Below are 14,860 nucleotides of genomic sequence, written 5' to 3'. Positions count from 1 at the left end.
GCAGCTGTGAGCGCGACGATTCTCGACGGCAAGGCCACCAAGGACGCGATCTTCGACGAGCTGCGACCCCGCGTCGCCCGGCTCGCCGAGCAGGGCAAGACCCCGGGTCTGGCAACGGTGCTGGTCGGAGACGACCCCGGTTCGCAGTCCTACGTGCGCGCCAAGCACAACGACTGCGCGAAGGTCGGCATCAAGTCGATCCGCAAGGACCTGCCCGCCGACGTCAGCCAGGCTGAGGTGGAGGCGGTGATCGACGAGCTCAACGCCGATCCCGAGTGCACCGGCTACATCGTGCAGCTCCCGCTGCCCAAGCACCTCGACGCAGGCCCGCTGCTGGAGCGGATGGCTCCCGCGAAGGACGCCGACGGTCTGCACCCGATCAGCCTCGGTCGCCTGGTGCTGGGCGAGGAAGCTCCGCTGCCGTGCACCCCGCGCGGCATCATCGAGCTCCTGCGCCGCCACGACGTCGAGCTCAACGGCGCGCGCGTCGCGGTCGTCGGCCGCGGCATCACCGTGGGCCGCCCGATCGGCCTGCTGCTGACCCGCCGCAGCGAGAACTCCACGGTGACCCTGTGCCACACCGGCACGAAGGACCTCGGCTCGGAGATCTCGCGCGCGGACGTGGTGGTCGCCGCCGCGGGCGTGCCGAACCTGATCACCGCGGACATGGTCAAGCCGGGCGCAGCGGTGCTCGACGTGGGCGTCACCCGCACCGACGACGGGCTGGCCGGTGACGTGCACCCGGACGTCTCGGAGGTCGCCGGTTTCCGGTCGCCGAACCCCGGTGGTGTGGGCCCGATGACGCGGGCGATGCTGCTGACCAACGTGGTCGAGGCGGCCGAGCGCAACCTGGGCTGAGCCCGGCCCCGGGACTGGAGGAACGTGAGCGACTGGATCCCGGACAGGTCCCGCCTGTCCATCCACGTGCCGTTCGGCCTGGTGTGCGGCATCGGGCTGATCGGATTCCTGATGGTGGCCCTGCAGCACTGGCGTCGCGGCACGGTCGTGCTCGGCCTGGCGCTGCTGGTCGCGGCCGGTCTGCGCGCGGTGATCCCGGAAGAGCGGGCGGGCCTGCTGGCCATCCGCAGCCGCGTGGTGGACATCCTGCTCTACAGCGGTTTCGGCGTGGTCATCATCTCCGTCGCCATGACCATCACAGGCCTCTTCGGCTGACGGACCGCCCCTGCTGCGGTCAGTCCCACCAGAAGGACCACGTGCGGCGGCCGCGGATCTCGGCGGCGTACGCCGAGATCGAGCCGGTCTCCTGCAGGATCCGGTCGGGGCAGAAGGTCCAGTGCTCAGCGGCCACTCCGGCCGCGTGCTGGGCCGTCTGCGGCGGGGCGGCGACGCTCATGTCCAGGCGGTCCGGGCCGAGCCGGAGGATGCGGGCGCCGAAGCGCTCCTCCCAGCTGCGCACCATCGCCGAGAGCCCGGCGGTGCGCGAGACGTGGTTGGCGGCCCCGGACCAGCCGAGCACCGTCAGCACGTCGGCGCCGCGCTTGACGGGCACCAGCGCCAGCCGGGTGTCGGCGTTGACCATCTTCGGGAGTTGCTGGTTGGCCAGCACGTCCGGGTCGGCCAGCAGGTTCCCCGCCGGGGCCGGGCCGGGGCAGGAGTAGTCGAAGGGCGCCAGGACGTCCAGGTCGTACGCGGGCCCGAGCTCGTCGTCGGCCTGCACCAGCCCGTCCCAGATCCGCACCATGACGTCGTAGACGCGCCAGCGGTCGATGTGCTCCAGCGGTTCGGGTGCGGTCACGCCGACGGTGCAGCGCTCGCCGAAGGTCTCGTCGCTGTCGCACAGCAGGAGCGGCCACAAGCCGCTGCGCCGGTGCTCGGAGCGCAGCGCAGCGGCCAGTTGCGGTCCCGGTGTGTCGAGGCTGATCCAGCACAGCGGTGTCGGGTACGCGGCCATCGACATCCGCTCGGTGAGGATCTCGCCGGGTGGCAGCTCCGTGGAAAGCCCTGAACCGATGCCGAAAATCGCAGGAAGATCGGCCGGCGCCCCCGCGTCCCGGTCGTCTTGCAACACTTCACAGCCTCCTAGCGATTCCCGTTTGAACCACCTTAAGGACGCGGGGCCTCTCGTGGGAGCCCGGGATGGTGCAAACCAGCTAACATTTCGGGCTTCACGTGCTCGGCGAGCCGGGCCGCAGAACGATGCGGCCGGTCTTCTTGCCGGACAGGTGCAGGTCCAGCGCTTGTTCGGCGTTCTCCAGCGGCAGGCGTTCGGCGACCAGCGGGCGCAACCGTCCACTGGCGACGGCCCGGAACAGCTCGGCCAGGTCGGCGCGGAACTGCTCGCCCGGTCGCACGTAGTACAGCCGCGCGCGACGACCGCGGGTCCTGCCGAGCAGCCGGCCGATCTCCCACCCGGCCAGCAGACGCGTGATCCCCAGGTAGGGCCGCCACCACGGGCCTGAGTCGTTGAGCGTCGCCGAACTCCCGTAGCTGACCAGCGTTCCGCCGGGGGCGAGGAGTCGCCAGGACGCCGGGAGGCTGGACGGCCCCAGCGGGTCGAAGACGGCATCGACTCCGTTCGGGGCGAGTTCGGTCACCTTCGCCGCGACGTCCTGCGCGCGGTGGTCGATCAACTCCACTCCGACGTCGGCGAGGTCGGCGTGCCGGTGCGCGGAAGCCGTTCCCAGCACGCGGATTCCGTCGGCCACGGCCAGCTGCGCGAGCAGCGTCCCCACTCCGCCACCGATCCCGTGCACCAGCACCGTTCGTCCTCTTCGGACTCCGGAGGCGCGCAGCAGCTGTCGTGCGGTGACGCCGTTGAGCACCAGCGCCACCGCCTCGGCGGCGTCGATGTCCGAGGGGACCTCGACGAGTTCCCGGTCGGGTAGGGCGACGTGCTCCGCCCAGGCACCGGTGCGCGGCATGGCGGCGACCCGTTGCCCCACCCGCCAGGAGCTTTCGGCGCCGGTGGCGACGATCTCACCGACCAGGTCGTAGCCGGGGACGAACGGGAACGCGGGCTGGGCGGGGTAGCGGCCGAGCCGCATCTGCACCTCCGCGAACGCGACCCCGGCCGCTTCGGTGCGAACCACGACACCGCTCGGTTCCGGCTCGGGCGTCCGGGCCTGCCGGACGGCGACCTCGCCGAGGCCCGTGAGCACGATCTCGGTTCCTGACATGACGACTCCTTCGTGACAGAGTGAAACGAAAGTAAGAAGCTCTAACTCAAATATGAGCCTGTTACTCTGCTGGTGTCAAGGGAGGCGGAACATGTCAGCAGTGCCGCGCAGTCCTCGCGAGCGGTTCCGGGAGCAGACCCGCAACGAGGCGAAGCAGGTCGCGATGGAGCAGCTCGCCGAATCAGGCCCGTCGGGGATCTCGGTCAACGCCATCGCCAAGCGGATGGGCGTCACCGGCCCGGCGCTCTACCGCTACTTCGCCAACCGCGACGCGCTGCTCACCGAGCTGGTGGCCGATGGCTACCGCGACCTCGCCGAAGCGCTGGAGGGCATCGCGCACGAGCATCGCCGGAAGGCGCCGGAGAACCGGTTCCGCGAGATCGCGATGGGGTTCCGGCGATGGGCGCTCGACGCGCCGCAGCGCTTCCTGCTGCTCTTCGGCACCCCGGTGCCGGGCTACGAAGCGCCCGCGGAGACGTTCGAGCTCGCCGACCGCGTGTTCCGGCCGATCCTGGACGTCCTCGCCGAGCTCGCGCCGGAGGGCGAGCCGAGCAGCGCGCTGGACCGGCAGCTGGTGGCCTGGCGCGAGCGGCGCGGCGGTGCGCCGCTGCCGGTGCCCGCGCTGCGCAAGGCGGTGCGCGCCTGGTCGCGCCTGCACGGCGCGGTCAGCCTCGAAGTGATCGGTCACTTCGAGGGGATGGCGGTCGACCCGGAACCGCTGTTCCGGGCCGAGGTGGATTCGACGCTGGCCGAACCCTGGGAGTGAGGCCGGTCGCTTCAGATGCGACCGGCCCGTCCTAGTCGCCTCGACGAGGCGAGGGGGTTTCGACGACGCAATCGGAACCCGGGAACACCAGGCCCTCGTGCCCGTCGGTGTAGCGGACCTTGTACGGCGGCTCGCCGTCGGGTCCGAGGACCTCCAGGATCTCCGCGTACTTCTCGGCCTCGTCCACGTGCTTGCTGTGCACGTGCAGCTGGTCGCCCACGACTGCTCTCATCAGCCATCACCTCCGCCCGAACCAGGCTAAGGAGTTGCCCCGGAGTTGGCTCGGTCAGCGGACCGGGTGAACCCCGGAGCGGATCAGCCGGCCAGGCGCGAGCAGGTCGTGGTGACGGTCTGGTACTTCTCCAGCTGCGCCGAGGTCCACTCCGCGCTGGCTTCGATGTCGACCTTGCCGTCGGCCACCTGCTGCACCGAGTCCTGCACGTCGAGCAGGTTCTGCCGGAGCGTCTGGTCCGCGGTGCTGTTCGCGAGCTCCTGCAGCTCGGTGACCTTGGCCTGCGCGTCGGTCTGGGCCTTCTGCGGGTCGGCGAAGTTGGGCACGAAGTTCGCCGCGTTGATCGCCTGCAGGCAGGCCTGGGCGGAGTCCAGGTTCTGCTGCGCGCCCTGGAGCTGCTGGTTGGCGTTCTGCAGGCCCTCCTGGGCCTCCTGGATCTCGCCGCACGCGGCGAGGCCGGCCAGCAGCGGCAGCGACAGAACGGCCGCCGCGATACGCACTCGAGCTCGCATCTTCCCTCCGGGGACAAGGCGCAGGGCCCAAGTGGCGCTGCAGGTGCACCTTATCGGTCAGACCAGAGGGATTGTGCCGTTTGTCTTGTTTTGCGTGCTAATGGTCTAAACCCTACTCCGGGTGGCTCAAGGCCTTGCCTCGATCCAGGTCATCACCGCGGGCGGCAGCTCTAGGCCGGTCAGCCAGGGGGCCGCGCCGAGGCGGTAGAGGACCACGCAGGTCAGCGCCGCCGCCACGAGGGTCAGGCCAGGGCCGATGATGACCAGCTCGACGGCGCCTCCGGTGCGCATGCGCAGCAGCTTCGGCGGCGCGACGGGGAACCACGTCTTGCCGCCCAGCGGCACCGGCCACAGCATCGGGCAGCCCTGCTCGGTGATCGCGTCGCCGATGAAGTGGGCGACGCAGCCGATCATCACCGCGAGGCCGAACGCGGCGGCATCGGTCGGTTGGTTGCCCGCCCAGGCCCAGCAGGCGACTGTGAGCAGCAACGACGTGACCGCGATCAGGAGCGCGTCCTGCCGCGAGCTCCAGGTGTGCAGCAGTCCGCGGACCGCGAGGCCGGCGAAGAAGAACATCAGCACGCCCAGCGCGCTGCCCTCGCTGCTCTGCACGATCGCGGTGGTGATCAGCCCGGCGAGGATGGCGAAGACGACGGTGTGGGTGAATCCCCGGTGCGTTCCCTCGCGGTCGCTGTCCTTCTTGGTCCGCGTGAGCCGGTACAGGAACCCGCTGAACCCGCTCATACCTGCGGAGAAGCCCTTGGAGATGGCGCCGAAGGTGGCCGCGACGGTGGAGGACGGGTGATCGATGTCGGGCAGCAGCGCGGCGCCCGCGGCGAGCGTGGCCCCGACCACCCAGGTCTTGGGGGATAATTGGCCTAGCGCGTGCGTGTCGGCCAGGGCTGTTACCGCTGCCCAGGCGGCCAACCCGCTCATCGCGTGCGTCGGTCCTGTCGCCATGTCTCTCCTGCATCGCCTGCCGCGCCGAACGAACCGCTCGACAAGATCACTCGTATGTGAGTTCGAGAATAGAAGAAGATCACGGCTCGGCCCCGCATTGCCCGGGGAGTGGCTGCCTGTGAATCTGGCGTCGGATGTGCCGTGACCCTGGTGGCGGGCGACGGGGGCAAGGCACAATCGAAGGCGCTAGCAGTACGCTTGTACCGCTTGCATTCTCGCGAGAGGAGCACCCCGCCACATGAGCAAGATCAAGGTCCAGGGCACTGTCGCCGAACTCGACGGTGACGAGATGACCCGGATCATCTGGTCCTTCATCAAGGACAAGCTGATCCACCCCTACCTGGACATCAACCTCGATTACTACGACCTCGGCATCGAACAGCGAGATGCCACCGACGACCAGGTAACCGTCGACGCCGCGAACGCCATCGCGAAGCACGGCGTAGGCGTCAAGTGCGCCACCATCACGCCTGATGAGGCGCGCGTGGAGGAGTTCGGCCTGAAGAAGATGTGGCGGAGCCCGAACGGGACCGTCCGCAACATCCTCGGTGGCGTCATCTTCCGCGAGCCGATCGTCATCTCCAACATCCCGCGGTACGTGCCGACGTGGACCAAGCCGATCGTCATCGGCCGTCACGCCCACGGCGACCAGTACAAGGCCAGCGACTTCAAGGTCCCGGGCCCGGGCACCGTCACCATCACCTACACCCCCGAAGACGGCTCCGAGCCGATCGAGATGGAGGTGGCCAAGTTCGGTGAAGACGGTGGCGTGGCCATGGCCATGTACAACTACCGCAAGTCGATCGAGGAGTTCGCGCACGCGTCCTTCCGGTACGGCTTGGAGCGCGGCTACCCGGTCTACATGTCGACCAAGAACACGATCCTGAAGTCCTACGACGGCATGTTCAAGGACGTGTTCGAGGAGATCTTCGAGAACGAGTACAAGGCCGCCTTCGAGGCCAAGGGCATCACCTACGAGCACCGGCTGATCGACGACATGGTCGCCACCGCCCTGAAGTGGGAGGGCGGCTACGTCTGGGCCTGCAAGAACTACGACGGTGACGTGCAGTCGGACACCGTCGCGCAGGGCTTCGGCTCGCTGGGTCTGATGACCTCGGTGCTGATGACCGCTGACGGCAAGGTGGAGGCCGAGGCCGCGCATGGCACGGTCACCCGCCACTTCCGCCAGCACCAGCAGGGCAAGCCCACCTCGACCAACCCGATCGCGTCGATCTACGCCTGGACGCGCGGCCTGCAGGCCCGCGGAAAGATGGACTCGACCCCGGAGGTCATCGGCTTCGCCAACGCGCTGGAGCAGGTCGTCATCGAGACCGTCGAGAGCGGCAAGATGACCAAGGACCTGGCCCTCCTGGTCGGCAATGACCAGGCGTACCAGACCACCGAGGAGTTCCTCGCGAGCCTGGACGAGAACCTGCAGAAGAAGATGGCCGACCGCTGATCTTCCTTTGACGCGAAGCGCCGCTACCACCGACGTGGAGCGGCGTTTTTGCGTTCCCGAGGTCACCAACTCCCAGTTTTAGTCATAACTGAGCAGACATTTCGGACATGATCATGGCTCGGTTTGGACTAAAACTGGGACGTGGCGAGGTGCGCCCCGGCGACACGGGGTGGGTGCGAACGGCCGAAAGCCGCTGGGCTAAACTCTTCACCGCTGGCGGAGAGATCCGCCTAGCGCGATTAGCTCAGTGGGAGAGCGCTACCTTGACACGGTAGAGGTCACTGGTTCAATCCCAGTATCGCGCACCATTTCTCGATGCGGGAGTGCAGCGAGGTCGTCGAAATCGGCCCGTGGCCGGATGAATCCCCGCGATGTCATGGCGCCGGATTCGGATCGCGTCGGAACTCCTGACAGCGCACTAGTTCCCGGACGGTGCTGCGCTCTCCGTCGGCGTCCACGAGATGCGGTGTGGTGACGCAGTATTCAGATCGTCCATCGTGGGCAGTGGCTCTGCTGGCGCTCTGCCGAACGTCCCGCACGCCGCGGCTGCTTCCTCACTGCTCGGGTTGGTGTCACGCGGAGACCGTCGCCACGTGCGTGCGCGTGCTGTTCCTGCGTCGGTCGGCTGCGATCGAGGCCAGCGCGGTGGCGATCGAGCCGACGGCCAGCGCGGCACCGACCCAGCTCGGTGCCAGGAATCCGGCGCCGGAGCTGATGGCCAGGCCGGCCAGCCACGGGCCCAGGGCGTTGCCGACGTTGAACGCCGAGATGTTCACGGCGCTGGCCAAGGTGGGCGCGTCGGGGGAGATGTTCATGACGCGGGTCTGCAGTGCGGGGTTGATCACGAAGCTGGCCACGCCGAAGACCGCCAGCGTGATCACCATCGCGATCGTCGAGTGAGCGGTGAGCGTGAACAGCGCGAGTATCCCGCCGAGCACGACCAGCCCGATCGCCAGAGTTCGCATCAGGTTCCGGTCGGCGAGCCGGCCGCCGAGCCAGCTGCCCAGCACGGTGCCGACGCCGTAGAGCATCAGCAGCGGTGCCACCGCCGTGGCGGTGAAGCCGGTGATCTCGGTGACCAGCGGTGCGAGGTAGGTGTAGGCGGAGTACAGCGCAGCCTGGCTGAGCGTCGTGGTCGCCAGCGCGAGCCACAGCCTGGGTCGGCGAAAGGCGGCGAGCTCGCGGCCGAACCGCTGGACCTCGTCCCGCGGTTGCCGGGGCACCAGGGCGATCACGCCGATCAGGCCGATGGCACCGATGATCGCCACGGCCCAGAACGTGGCGCGCCAGCCCAGCTGCTGGCCGATGAAGGTGCCCATCGGCACACCGGCGACGGTGGCGATGGTCAACCCGCCGAACATGATGGCGATGGCGCGCGCCTTCTTGTCTTGGGAGACCAGATCGGCGGCCACGACGGCACCGATGCCGAAGAAGGCGCCGTGGGCGACGGCGGTGACCACGCGGGCGGTCATCAGGACGCCGAAGGTCGGTGCCAGCGCGGCGAGAACCTCCCCGGCGAGGAAGATCACGAGCGGGGTCACCAGCGTGAGCTTGCGGGGCACGCGGGAGGTCAGGACGGTCATGGTCGGAGCGCCGATGACCACGCCCACCGCGAACAGCGAGATGAGCAGTCCGGCGTCGGGTACCGAAACGCCGAACGCGGTGGCCAGTTCGGGCAGCAGACCGGCGATCATGAATTCGGTGGTGCCGAGACCGAAGATGGTCAGTCCCAGCACGAAGAGCGCTAGTGGCATTGCGGAGGGGCTCCAGTCGAGGACGTTCCCGGGCCTGCGGGCCCCGGGGTGGAACGGTCAGTTCAGCGCTGCCAGCCCGGCTTCGGCGATCGTGACGTCGTCGGACCAGTGCGCGCCCGACACGCCGATGGCGCCCACGGTCTGGCCGTCGACGACGATCGGGAGACCACCGCCCATCGGCGCGAGCCGCTCGATCGTGGTGGGCGCGGCCGCTCCCAGGACCGCGTCGGCGGCGAGCTTCTCCGCCCAGACCTCGGTGGACATCGTCGAGGACGCTGCGGTGTAGGCCTTGTCCTGGGCGATCTGCACGGCGTTGAGCTTGGCGCCGTCCTGTCGCACGAAAGCCTTGAGCTGCCCGGACTCGTCGACCACCGCGATGGCGAACCGCAGGTTGGTGGCCGCGGCCGCATCGGCGGCGGCCCGGACGATCGACAGAGCTGCGGCGTCGCTGATGCTGCTGCGCTGCTGGGTGATGCTCATCGGATCTCCTTCTGCTCCTGTTCCGGACGCCGTCTCCACGTGCACTGCTCCGCCGGACTCGAACGCACGCTGCTGCGGCGGCGGGCACCACGAGCGAAAGTGTTCAACAGAGAAATGTTCGACGTCGAAAAGTACGATATAGCAAGGTCGCGTGGTCGGCAATCCTGTTCGCGGCTCTTCGTGGAACGCCCGGTCGAGTTCCGGCGCGCGCCTCCTGGTCACCAACGCCGTCGTGCGAGGCGGCGGCGTCACCACGGTCGTGAAGTCGTGCCGGTCGACGGGACGTCGTGCGCGTGTTCAGCGGGAGGAAGCGGACCTGCTCACCGCGATCGCAGCCGGCGGACTGCGCCGAGTGCCTTCGAAATCAGGACGGTCGGCGTGGGAACCGCGCGTTCGACCAGGAATGACCTGTTGACGGGGTTCCAGGCTGGATGTGATGACCACCGCGGGCAGCGTCGCTCCCGCGGCATCGTGCCGACCCTGCCGTGCGCAGGCTGACCGACGCGTCAGGACGCGTCGAGAGCTGTGCCCAGTTCGCCGAGCAGATGACCGAGGGAAGCGGCGTCTTCGGCGGGAATCCGGTCGAGGACGTGCCGTGCGGCCTCGTGGTGGGCGCTCAGCGCACGATCGACGAGGTCGAGTCCGGTGTCGGTGAGGCGGATGATCACGATGCGCCGGTTGGTCGGACTGAGGTGTCGCCCGACCAGGCCGGACTTCTCCAACCGCGTGATCCGGTTGGTCATCGCGCTGTTGGAGACGCCGAGGCGGCCACCGATGGTGCCCGGGCACATCTCGTAGGGCTCGCCGTCGTGCCGCAGCGCGGCGAGCACGTCGTACTCCCAGGTGTGCAAGCCGAACTCCGCCAGCACCGATTCGAGGTGTCGATCGGCCTGGCGGGAGACCTGCGTCAGCTGTGCGAGCAGGTCGGTCGGGGACGGCGTCGTCTCGGCCGAGCTGTCCGGAGCACGCCGCTTCTCGGCTGCTGCACCCGTCATGGCACCGAATTTACACCGACGAACAGTTCAACGAGAAAGCATCCCGGTGAACAGCGGTGCCAACTCGGAGGGCGCGGTCGAAACGGATCTGCCGGAGCGTCGAGGGCGTCATCGGTGTGGACCGTGTGGTGGTCGGGCGTCTCGGAGCACGGCGCAGGTGATGAGCAGGGCCACCACGATGAGCGCGGAGAGGGCGAGTTCGACGAGGATTTCGGTGGTCATGATCGGCTCCCGGGGTGGGTGTCGCCGGCGCCGCTGCGGGCTCGCAGGCTGGTCGCGGTGACGGTCGCCAGGACCAGCACGATGACCAGCAGCGAGAGCGGTGTCGGGATCTGCGGCACTGCCGGCCAGACCGTGTGGGCCCAGTGCAGCACCAGCTTCACGCCGATGAAGGCGAGGATGATGGCCAGCCCGTGGTTGAGGTGGATGAGCTTGGCCAGTGCTGTGACCAGCACGAAGTACAGGGCGCGCAGGCCCAGCAGGGCGAAGGCGTTGGTGGCGAACACCAGGTAGGGGTCCTCGGTGATGCCGTAGACCGCCGGTACCGAGTCGACCGCGAAGACCACGTCGGTGGCGAACACGGCCACCACCACGATCATCAGCGGGGTCAGCGCGCGGCGGCCGCCCTCGCGGACCGAGAGGCGGGTGCCGCGGTAGTCGTCGGTGACCGGCATCAGCCTGCGCAGCAGGCGGACCGATCGCATCTGCGACACGTCGCGATCGAATCCCGAACCGCTGATCGCCTCGCGCAGGATCTTCACGGCCGTGGCGAACAGGATCGCGCCGAACACCAGGAACGCCCAGGTCCCTGCCTGCAGCAGCGCGGCACCGGCGGCGATGAAGATGCCGCGCAGCACCAGCGCGCCGACGATGCCGTAGAGCAGCACCCGCTGCTGGAGCTGGGCCGGGACGGCGAAACCGGCCAGCAGCAGCATGAACACGAAGAGGTTGTCGACCGACAGGGACTTCTCCACCACGAACCCGGTGATGAACTCCATCGCCTGGGGCCCGCCGAAGATCCCCCACAGAGCCGCGCCGAAGATCAGCGGTAACGCCAGGTAGAAGATCGACCAGCCCACGGCCTCGCGCATCGAGACCTCGTGCGGGCGGTGGGTCACGACGAAGTCGGCGATCAGCAGGACGATCAGCACGCCGATGCTCGCCGCCCACAGCAAGGGCGTGCCGATCGTGGTGGACGAGGCTGCTGGGGCGATCATGGGAGTCTCCTCGCGCGTCAGCGATCGAGGTCTCCTTCGCCCTTCGGGGCGACTGCTCCGGGGACACCAGCGGGATGTCCGTCCTGACCGGGAACAGGCCTTCGGAAGTACTCCCCTCGCCCGCAGTATCGGGTACCACCCGAGGCCGTGCAGGAGGATCACGCCGCCTTCGAGCGGAGACGCGATGTCGCTCCGCCGCGGCGCGGGTTCTGCGAAGATCCGTGCGTGACGAGCGCAGAAGCGAGCGCGGCCTACGGGCGGCGTTCCTCGGAGTACATCGACCTACTCGGCACGATCGACGCGACGGCGTCGCGCGATCGCGATCTGATCGGATCCTGGGCGGCCGCGCAGACCGGTCCGATCCTCGACGTCGGCTGCGGGCCGGGGCACTGGACGAACTGGCTGCGCGAGCGGGGCTGCGACGTCGAGGGTGTTGACCCGACGCCGGAATTCCTCGATCACGCCCGGAAGGCCTTTCCGGACAGCCGGTTCCGCGCAGCCGCTGCTGAAGACCTCGGCGTCGGCGACTCCGGCCTGGCCGGGGCTCTCGCCTGGTACTCGCTGATCCACACGCCGCCCGAGCGGATCCACCGCGCGTTCGCCGAGCTCGCCCGGACCGTCCGGCCCGGTGGTGGACTCCTGGTCGGCTTCTTCGAAGGACCCGCGGTCGAGCCCTTCGACCACGCGGTCACGACCGGCTACTTCTGGCCGGTCGACGTGCTCGGCGGCACGATCGAAGACGCCGGTTTCACCGTCGTCTCCAGCGAAACCCGCACCGACCCGGGAGTCCGGGCCCACGGCGCCATCGCGGCCACCCGGACCGGCTGACCGCCGGTCAGTTCCCGGTGCCGGTGAGCGTGGTGTCGCTGATTCCGGTGAGCTGGGTGGAGAGGTCCCAGAGGCGCTTCGCGGCTTCGGGGTCGCTGGCCTGGGCGCTGCGGCCGACGAGGGTCGGGTGGCCGTGCATCTCGTGGCGGCCGTCGGGCCCGACGTAGCTGCCGCCGGGCAGGTCCTGCGTCGCCGCGTACAGGCTCGGCAGCGCGCCCATGCCGGGCTGCTGCGCGAGCAGGGCGCCGGCGAGCCGGGCCGGGGTGGTCAGCAGCCGGCTTCGCCCGTGGGTTCCGAGGTTGGAGGCGGTGTAGCCCGGGTGGGCGGCCAGAGCGCGCACGGGTGAGCCGCGTCGTTCGAGCCTGCGCTGGAGCTCCAGGACGAACAGCAGGTTCGCCAGCTTGGACTGGCCGTAGGCGGCGATCGGGTTGTACTGGCGGTGCTCGAAGTGCGGGTCCTCGAAGTCGATCACGCCGGTGCCGAACCGGTGCGCTCCGGAGGCCAGCGCGACCACGCGGTCGGTGATGTGCGGCAGCAGCAGGTTGGTCAGCGCGAAGTGACCCAGGTGGTTGGTCCCGAACTGCATCTCGAAGCCGTCGGCCGTGCGGGAGGGCGGGACCATCGCCACGCCGGCGTTGTTGACCAGCACGTCGATCGTCCCGTGCCACGACTCCGCGAACTCGCGGACCGAGGCGAGATCGGCGAGGTCGAGCCGGCGCACCTCGTTGCTGCCGCGCACGGCGCGCGCCGCTTCGCGTCCGCGTTCGAGGCTGCGGACGGCGAGCACCACGTGCGCTCCGGCGCGGGCGAACCCGCGCGCCGTGGCCATCCCGACGCCGCTGCTGGCGCCGGTCACGATCACCGTGCGCCCGTCGAGCCGCGGCATGTCGTCGAAGTTCCATCGCATCTGCGTCATCCCCACGATTGTCGCTCCTCCCACGACGGCCACCTACCTCCCCCAGCGCCCTCACCCAGCCCTGCCCGGCGCGAGCGAATCCCCCGCGAAGTCCGGCACGAGCCGCAGCGTCCTCACCCGGGCGTGAGGTGCGGGATTCGAATTTCGCGCGAAATTCGAATCCCGCACCTCACGCTCCAGGGGAGCCGAGGGTTCCAGAACCCCTGGGGTTCCCGGTGTTCCGGTCAGGTGGGCACGGCCATCACCATGATCGGATCGGTGGTCGGCTGGGCCGAGCCGCCCCGGGGCTCGACGGTCACGGCGATCTGCCGGGCGTCGGCGGGCATCGTCGTCAGCAGCGGCTCCCCGGTCGACGGCCCCGGCAGGACTCCGGCGGAGCGCGGACCACCGCCGCCGATGAACCAGAGCTGGTAGGTGCGATCCGCAGGGGCCGCCGGCATGTCCGCGGTCAGGAACGCCGCGCTGCCCATCCGGCGGGACACCACGCTGACCGCTCGCGCATCGCCCGCCGAACCGTGCACCAGGCTCGCGTCCGGTGACTGCAGCAGCCGCGCGACCTCCGCGTTGTGCGCGCCCGCCTGCTCGGCGAGCCGGTTCGCCTCCGCCAGCTGCTGCTGGCTGTTCCAGGCCAGACCGCCGAACGCGGCGGCCAGCGCGATGCCGATCACCGCGGCCGCCACGGCGAGCCGGGTCGTCCACCTCCTCGCCTTGGGGAAGGACAGGACGCGACCGTGCGACGGTTCCGCCGACAGCGGTGGGAGCTGGCGGGTGCGGGTGATCTCCTCCAGCACCGCCTGCTTGAGCCGTTCGGGCGGCGGCACCGCGGTGTCCGCGCCGAGCCTCGCGGCGGTCTCCCGCAGCTCCGCGACCTCCTGGACGCAGTCCTCGCAGCTGGCCAGGTGCCGCTCGAACTCCTCCAGCTCCGTCCCGATCAGCGCGTCCACGGCGTAGGCGCCCGTCAGAGAGGCCAGTTCGTTGCTCATCGAGTGGTCACCCCCAGGCAATCGCGCAGCCTGATCAGGCCGTCGCGCAGGCGTGTCTTCACGGTGGCGAGCGGGGCGTCGAGCAGCCCGGCCGCCTCGCGGTAGGTGTAACCGCGGTAGTAGGTCAGCACCACGGATTCGCGCTGCAGGTCGGTGAGCGTGGCGATGCACCGGCGCAGCTGGTGCTGCTCGAACCGCGACAGCACCGCCTCGGCCACCTCGTCGTAGGGCCGCCCGGGTTCCTGGCGACCTGCCTTGGTCTCCCGCTCGGCCGCCGCCTGGGCGGTTCTCACTCGGTCGACCGCCCGGCGGTGGGCGATGGTCATGATCCAGGCCATCGCGCTGCCCCGGTCGCTGCGGTACCGGCTGGCCGAGCGCCAGACCTCGACGAGGACCTCCTGGGTGACCTCCTCGGATTGGGCGGTGTCGCGCACGATCCGCTGCACGAGCCCGTGCACGGGTGCGGCCACGAGGTCGTAGAGCCGCGCGAACGCCTGCTCATCGCCCTTCGCCACTGACAGCAGCAGCTCGTGCGGACCCGGTGATTCCCCGGGTTCCGGCGGTTCAGCCGGTCTGCGAGTGCTCTCCATGTGCGCCTTCCTCGTGCCCGGCACCGGCCGG

17 protein-coding genes and 1 tRNA gene are annotated in these 14,860 nt (G+C 69.5%); 6 read left to right on the top strand and 12 right to left on the bottom strand.

The annotated features are described in order from the left end of the window. The first annotated feature begins 6 nt into the window (after window positions 1–6). Complete coding sequence (locus FHU35_RS25715; protein WP_145744293.1) at window positions 7–858, top strand: bifunctional methylenetetrahydrofolate dehydrogenase/methenyltetrahydrofolate cyclohydrolase; 852 nt, start codon at window positions 7–9, stop codon at window positions 856–858. Between the two features lie 24 nt (window positions 859–882). Next, window positions 883–1,173 (top strand): DUF3017 domain-containing protein, encoded by a 291-nt coding sequence (locus tag FHU35_RS25710; RefSeq protein WP_145744291.1) that lies wholly within the window; start codon window positions 883–885, stop codon window positions 1,171–1,173. Between the two features lie 19 nt (window positions 1,174–1,192). On the opposite strand, the gene FHU35_RS25705 is transcribed toward FHU35_RS25710, so the two are convergent. Both FHU35_RS25705 and FHU35_RS25700 read right to left on the bottom strand, forming a co-directional pair. Continuing rightward, entirely contained in the window at window positions 1,193–2,029 is an 837-nt protein-coding gene (locus FHU35_RS25705) for a DUF4253 domain-containing protein (protein ID WP_246110575.1), read from the bottom strand. A gap of 97 nt (window positions 2,030–2,126) precedes the next feature. Then, window positions 2,127–3,137, bottom strand: coding sequence for a zinc-binding dehydrogenase (locus FHU35_RS25700; RefSeq protein ID WP_145744289.1), 1,011 nt, complete (start codon window positions 3,135–3,137; stop codon window positions 2,127–2,129). A gap of 91 nt (window positions 3,138–3,228) precedes the next feature. Here FHU35_RS25700 and FHU35_RS25695 point away from each other — a divergent pair, with 91 nt between their 5' ends. Then, a complete protein-coding gene (locus tag FHU35_RS25695) occupies window positions 3,229–3,903 on the top strand; it encodes a TetR/AcrR family transcriptional regulator (RefSeq protein ID WP_145744287.1) in 675 nt (224 codons plus the stop codon). A gap of 31 nt (window positions 3,904–3,934) precedes the next feature. On the opposite strand, the gene FHU35_RS25690 is transcribed toward FHU35_RS25695, so the two are convergent. From FHU35_RS25690 to FHU35_RS25680, 3 genes are all read right to left on the bottom strand, one after another. Then, window positions 3,935–4,135, bottom strand: a complete 201-nt coding sequence (locus tag FHU35_RS25690; protein ID WP_145744285.1) for a DUF1918 domain-containing protein — start codon at window positions 4,133–4,135, stop codon at window positions 3,935–3,937. Between the two features lie 83 nt (window positions 4,136–4,218). Then, window positions 4,219–4,647 (bottom strand): hypothetical protein, encoded by a 429-nt coding sequence (locus tag FHU35_RS25685; RefSeq protein ID WP_246110574.1) that lies wholly within the window; start codon window positions 4,645–4,647, stop codon window positions 4,219–4,221. 126 nt (window positions 4,648–4,773) lie between these two features. Continuing rightward, window positions 4,774–5,607, bottom strand: coding sequence for a metal-dependent hydrolase (locus FHU35_RS25680; protein WP_145744283.1), 834 nt, complete (start codon window positions 5,605–5,607; stop codon window positions 4,774–4,776). 238 nt (window positions 5,608–5,845) lie between these two features. On the opposite strand from FHU35_RS25680, the gene FHU35_RS25675 reads away from it, so the two are divergent. Together FHU35_RS25675 and FHU35_RS25670 are read left to right on the top strand one after the other, a co-directional pair. After that, entirely contained in the window at window positions 5,846–7,066 is a 1,221-nt protein-coding gene (locus tag FHU35_RS25675) for an NADP-dependent isocitrate dehydrogenase (RefSeq protein ID WP_145744281.1), read from the top strand. Window positions 7,067–7,299: 233 nt separating this feature from the next. Then, window positions 7,300–7,374, top strand: a tRNA-Val gene (locus tag FHU35_RS25670). 264 nt (window positions 7,375–7,638) lie between these two features. On the opposite strand, the gene FHU35_RS25665 is transcribed toward FHU35_RS25670, so the two are convergent. The 4 genes from FHU35_RS25665 to FHU35_RS25650 form a co-directional block, all read right to left on the bottom strand. Then, window positions 7,639–8,820 (bottom strand): Cmx/CmrA family chloramphenicol efflux MFS transporter, encoded by a 1,182-nt coding sequence (locus FHU35_RS25665; protein WP_145744279.1) that lies wholly within the window; start codon window positions 8,818–8,820, stop codon window positions 7,639–7,641. Window positions 8,821–8,877: 57 nt separating this feature from the next. Further along, window positions 8,878–9,300, bottom strand: a complete 423-nt coding sequence (locus FHU35_RS25660) for a GlcG/HbpS family heme-binding protein (protein WP_145744277.1) — start codon at window positions 9,298–9,300, stop codon at window positions 8,878–8,880. Between the two features lie 506 nt (window positions 9,301–9,806). Beyond that, window positions 9,807–10,295, bottom strand: coding sequence for a MarR family winged helix-turn-helix transcriptional regulator (locus FHU35_RS25655; RefSeq protein WP_145744275.1), 489 nt, complete (start codon window positions 10,293–10,295; stop codon window positions 9,807–9,809). 218 nt (window positions 10,296–10,513) lie between these two features. After that, complete coding sequence (locus tag FHU35_RS25650) at window positions 10,514–11,512, bottom strand: TerC/Alx family metal homeostasis membrane protein (protein ID WP_145744274.1); 999 nt, start codon at window positions 11,510–11,512, stop codon at window positions 10,514–10,516. A gap of 225 nt (window positions 11,513–11,737) precedes the next feature. On the opposite strand from FHU35_RS25650, the gene FHU35_RS25645 reads away from it, so the two are divergent. After that, window positions 11,738–12,340, top strand: a complete 603-nt coding sequence (locus tag FHU35_RS25645; protein WP_145744272.1) for a class I SAM-dependent methyltransferase — start codon at window positions 11,738–11,740, stop codon at window positions 12,338–12,340. Between the two features lie 7 nt (window positions 12,341–12,347). Here FHU35_RS25645 and FHU35_RS25640 read toward each other — a convergent pair whose 3' ends face one another. The 3 genes from FHU35_RS25640 to sigK all read right to left on the bottom strand — a co-directional run bounded on the left by FHU35_RS25640 (window position 12,348) and on the right by sigK (window position 14,829). Next, the gene (locus FHU35_RS25640; RefSeq protein WP_145744270.1) at window positions 12,348–13,256 is read right to left on the bottom strand and encodes an oxidoreductase; all 909 of its coding nucleotides are present in this window, start codon (window positions 13,254–13,256) and stop codon (window positions 12,348–12,350) included. Between the two features lie 224 nt (window positions 13,257–13,480). Then, complete coding sequence (locus tag FHU35_RS25635) at window positions 13,481–14,239, bottom strand: anti-sigma factor (RefSeq protein WP_145744268.1); 759 nt, start codon at window positions 14,237–14,239, stop codon at window positions 13,481–13,483. Continuing rightward, window positions 14,236–14,829: an ECF RNA polymerase sigma factor SigK gene (gene sigK, locus FHU35_RS25630; protein WP_145744267.1), complete on the bottom strand. Its 594-nt coding sequence runs from the start codon at window positions 14,827–14,829 to the stop codon at window positions 14,236–14,238. The genes FHU35_RS25635 and sigK overlap by 4 nt, the downstream gene beginning before the upstream one ends. Window positions 14,830–14,860 lie beyond the last annotated feature (31 nt).

It is taken from the genome of Saccharopolyspora dendranthemae (assembly GCF_007829955.1).
GTDB lineage: Bacteria > Actinomycetota > Actinomycetes > Mycobacteriales > Pseudonocardiaceae > Saccharopolyspora > Saccharopolyspora dendranthemae.
The sequence above is the reverse complement of the archived record's forward strand: the minus strand, read 5'-3'. Positions and strand labels throughout refer to the sequence as shown.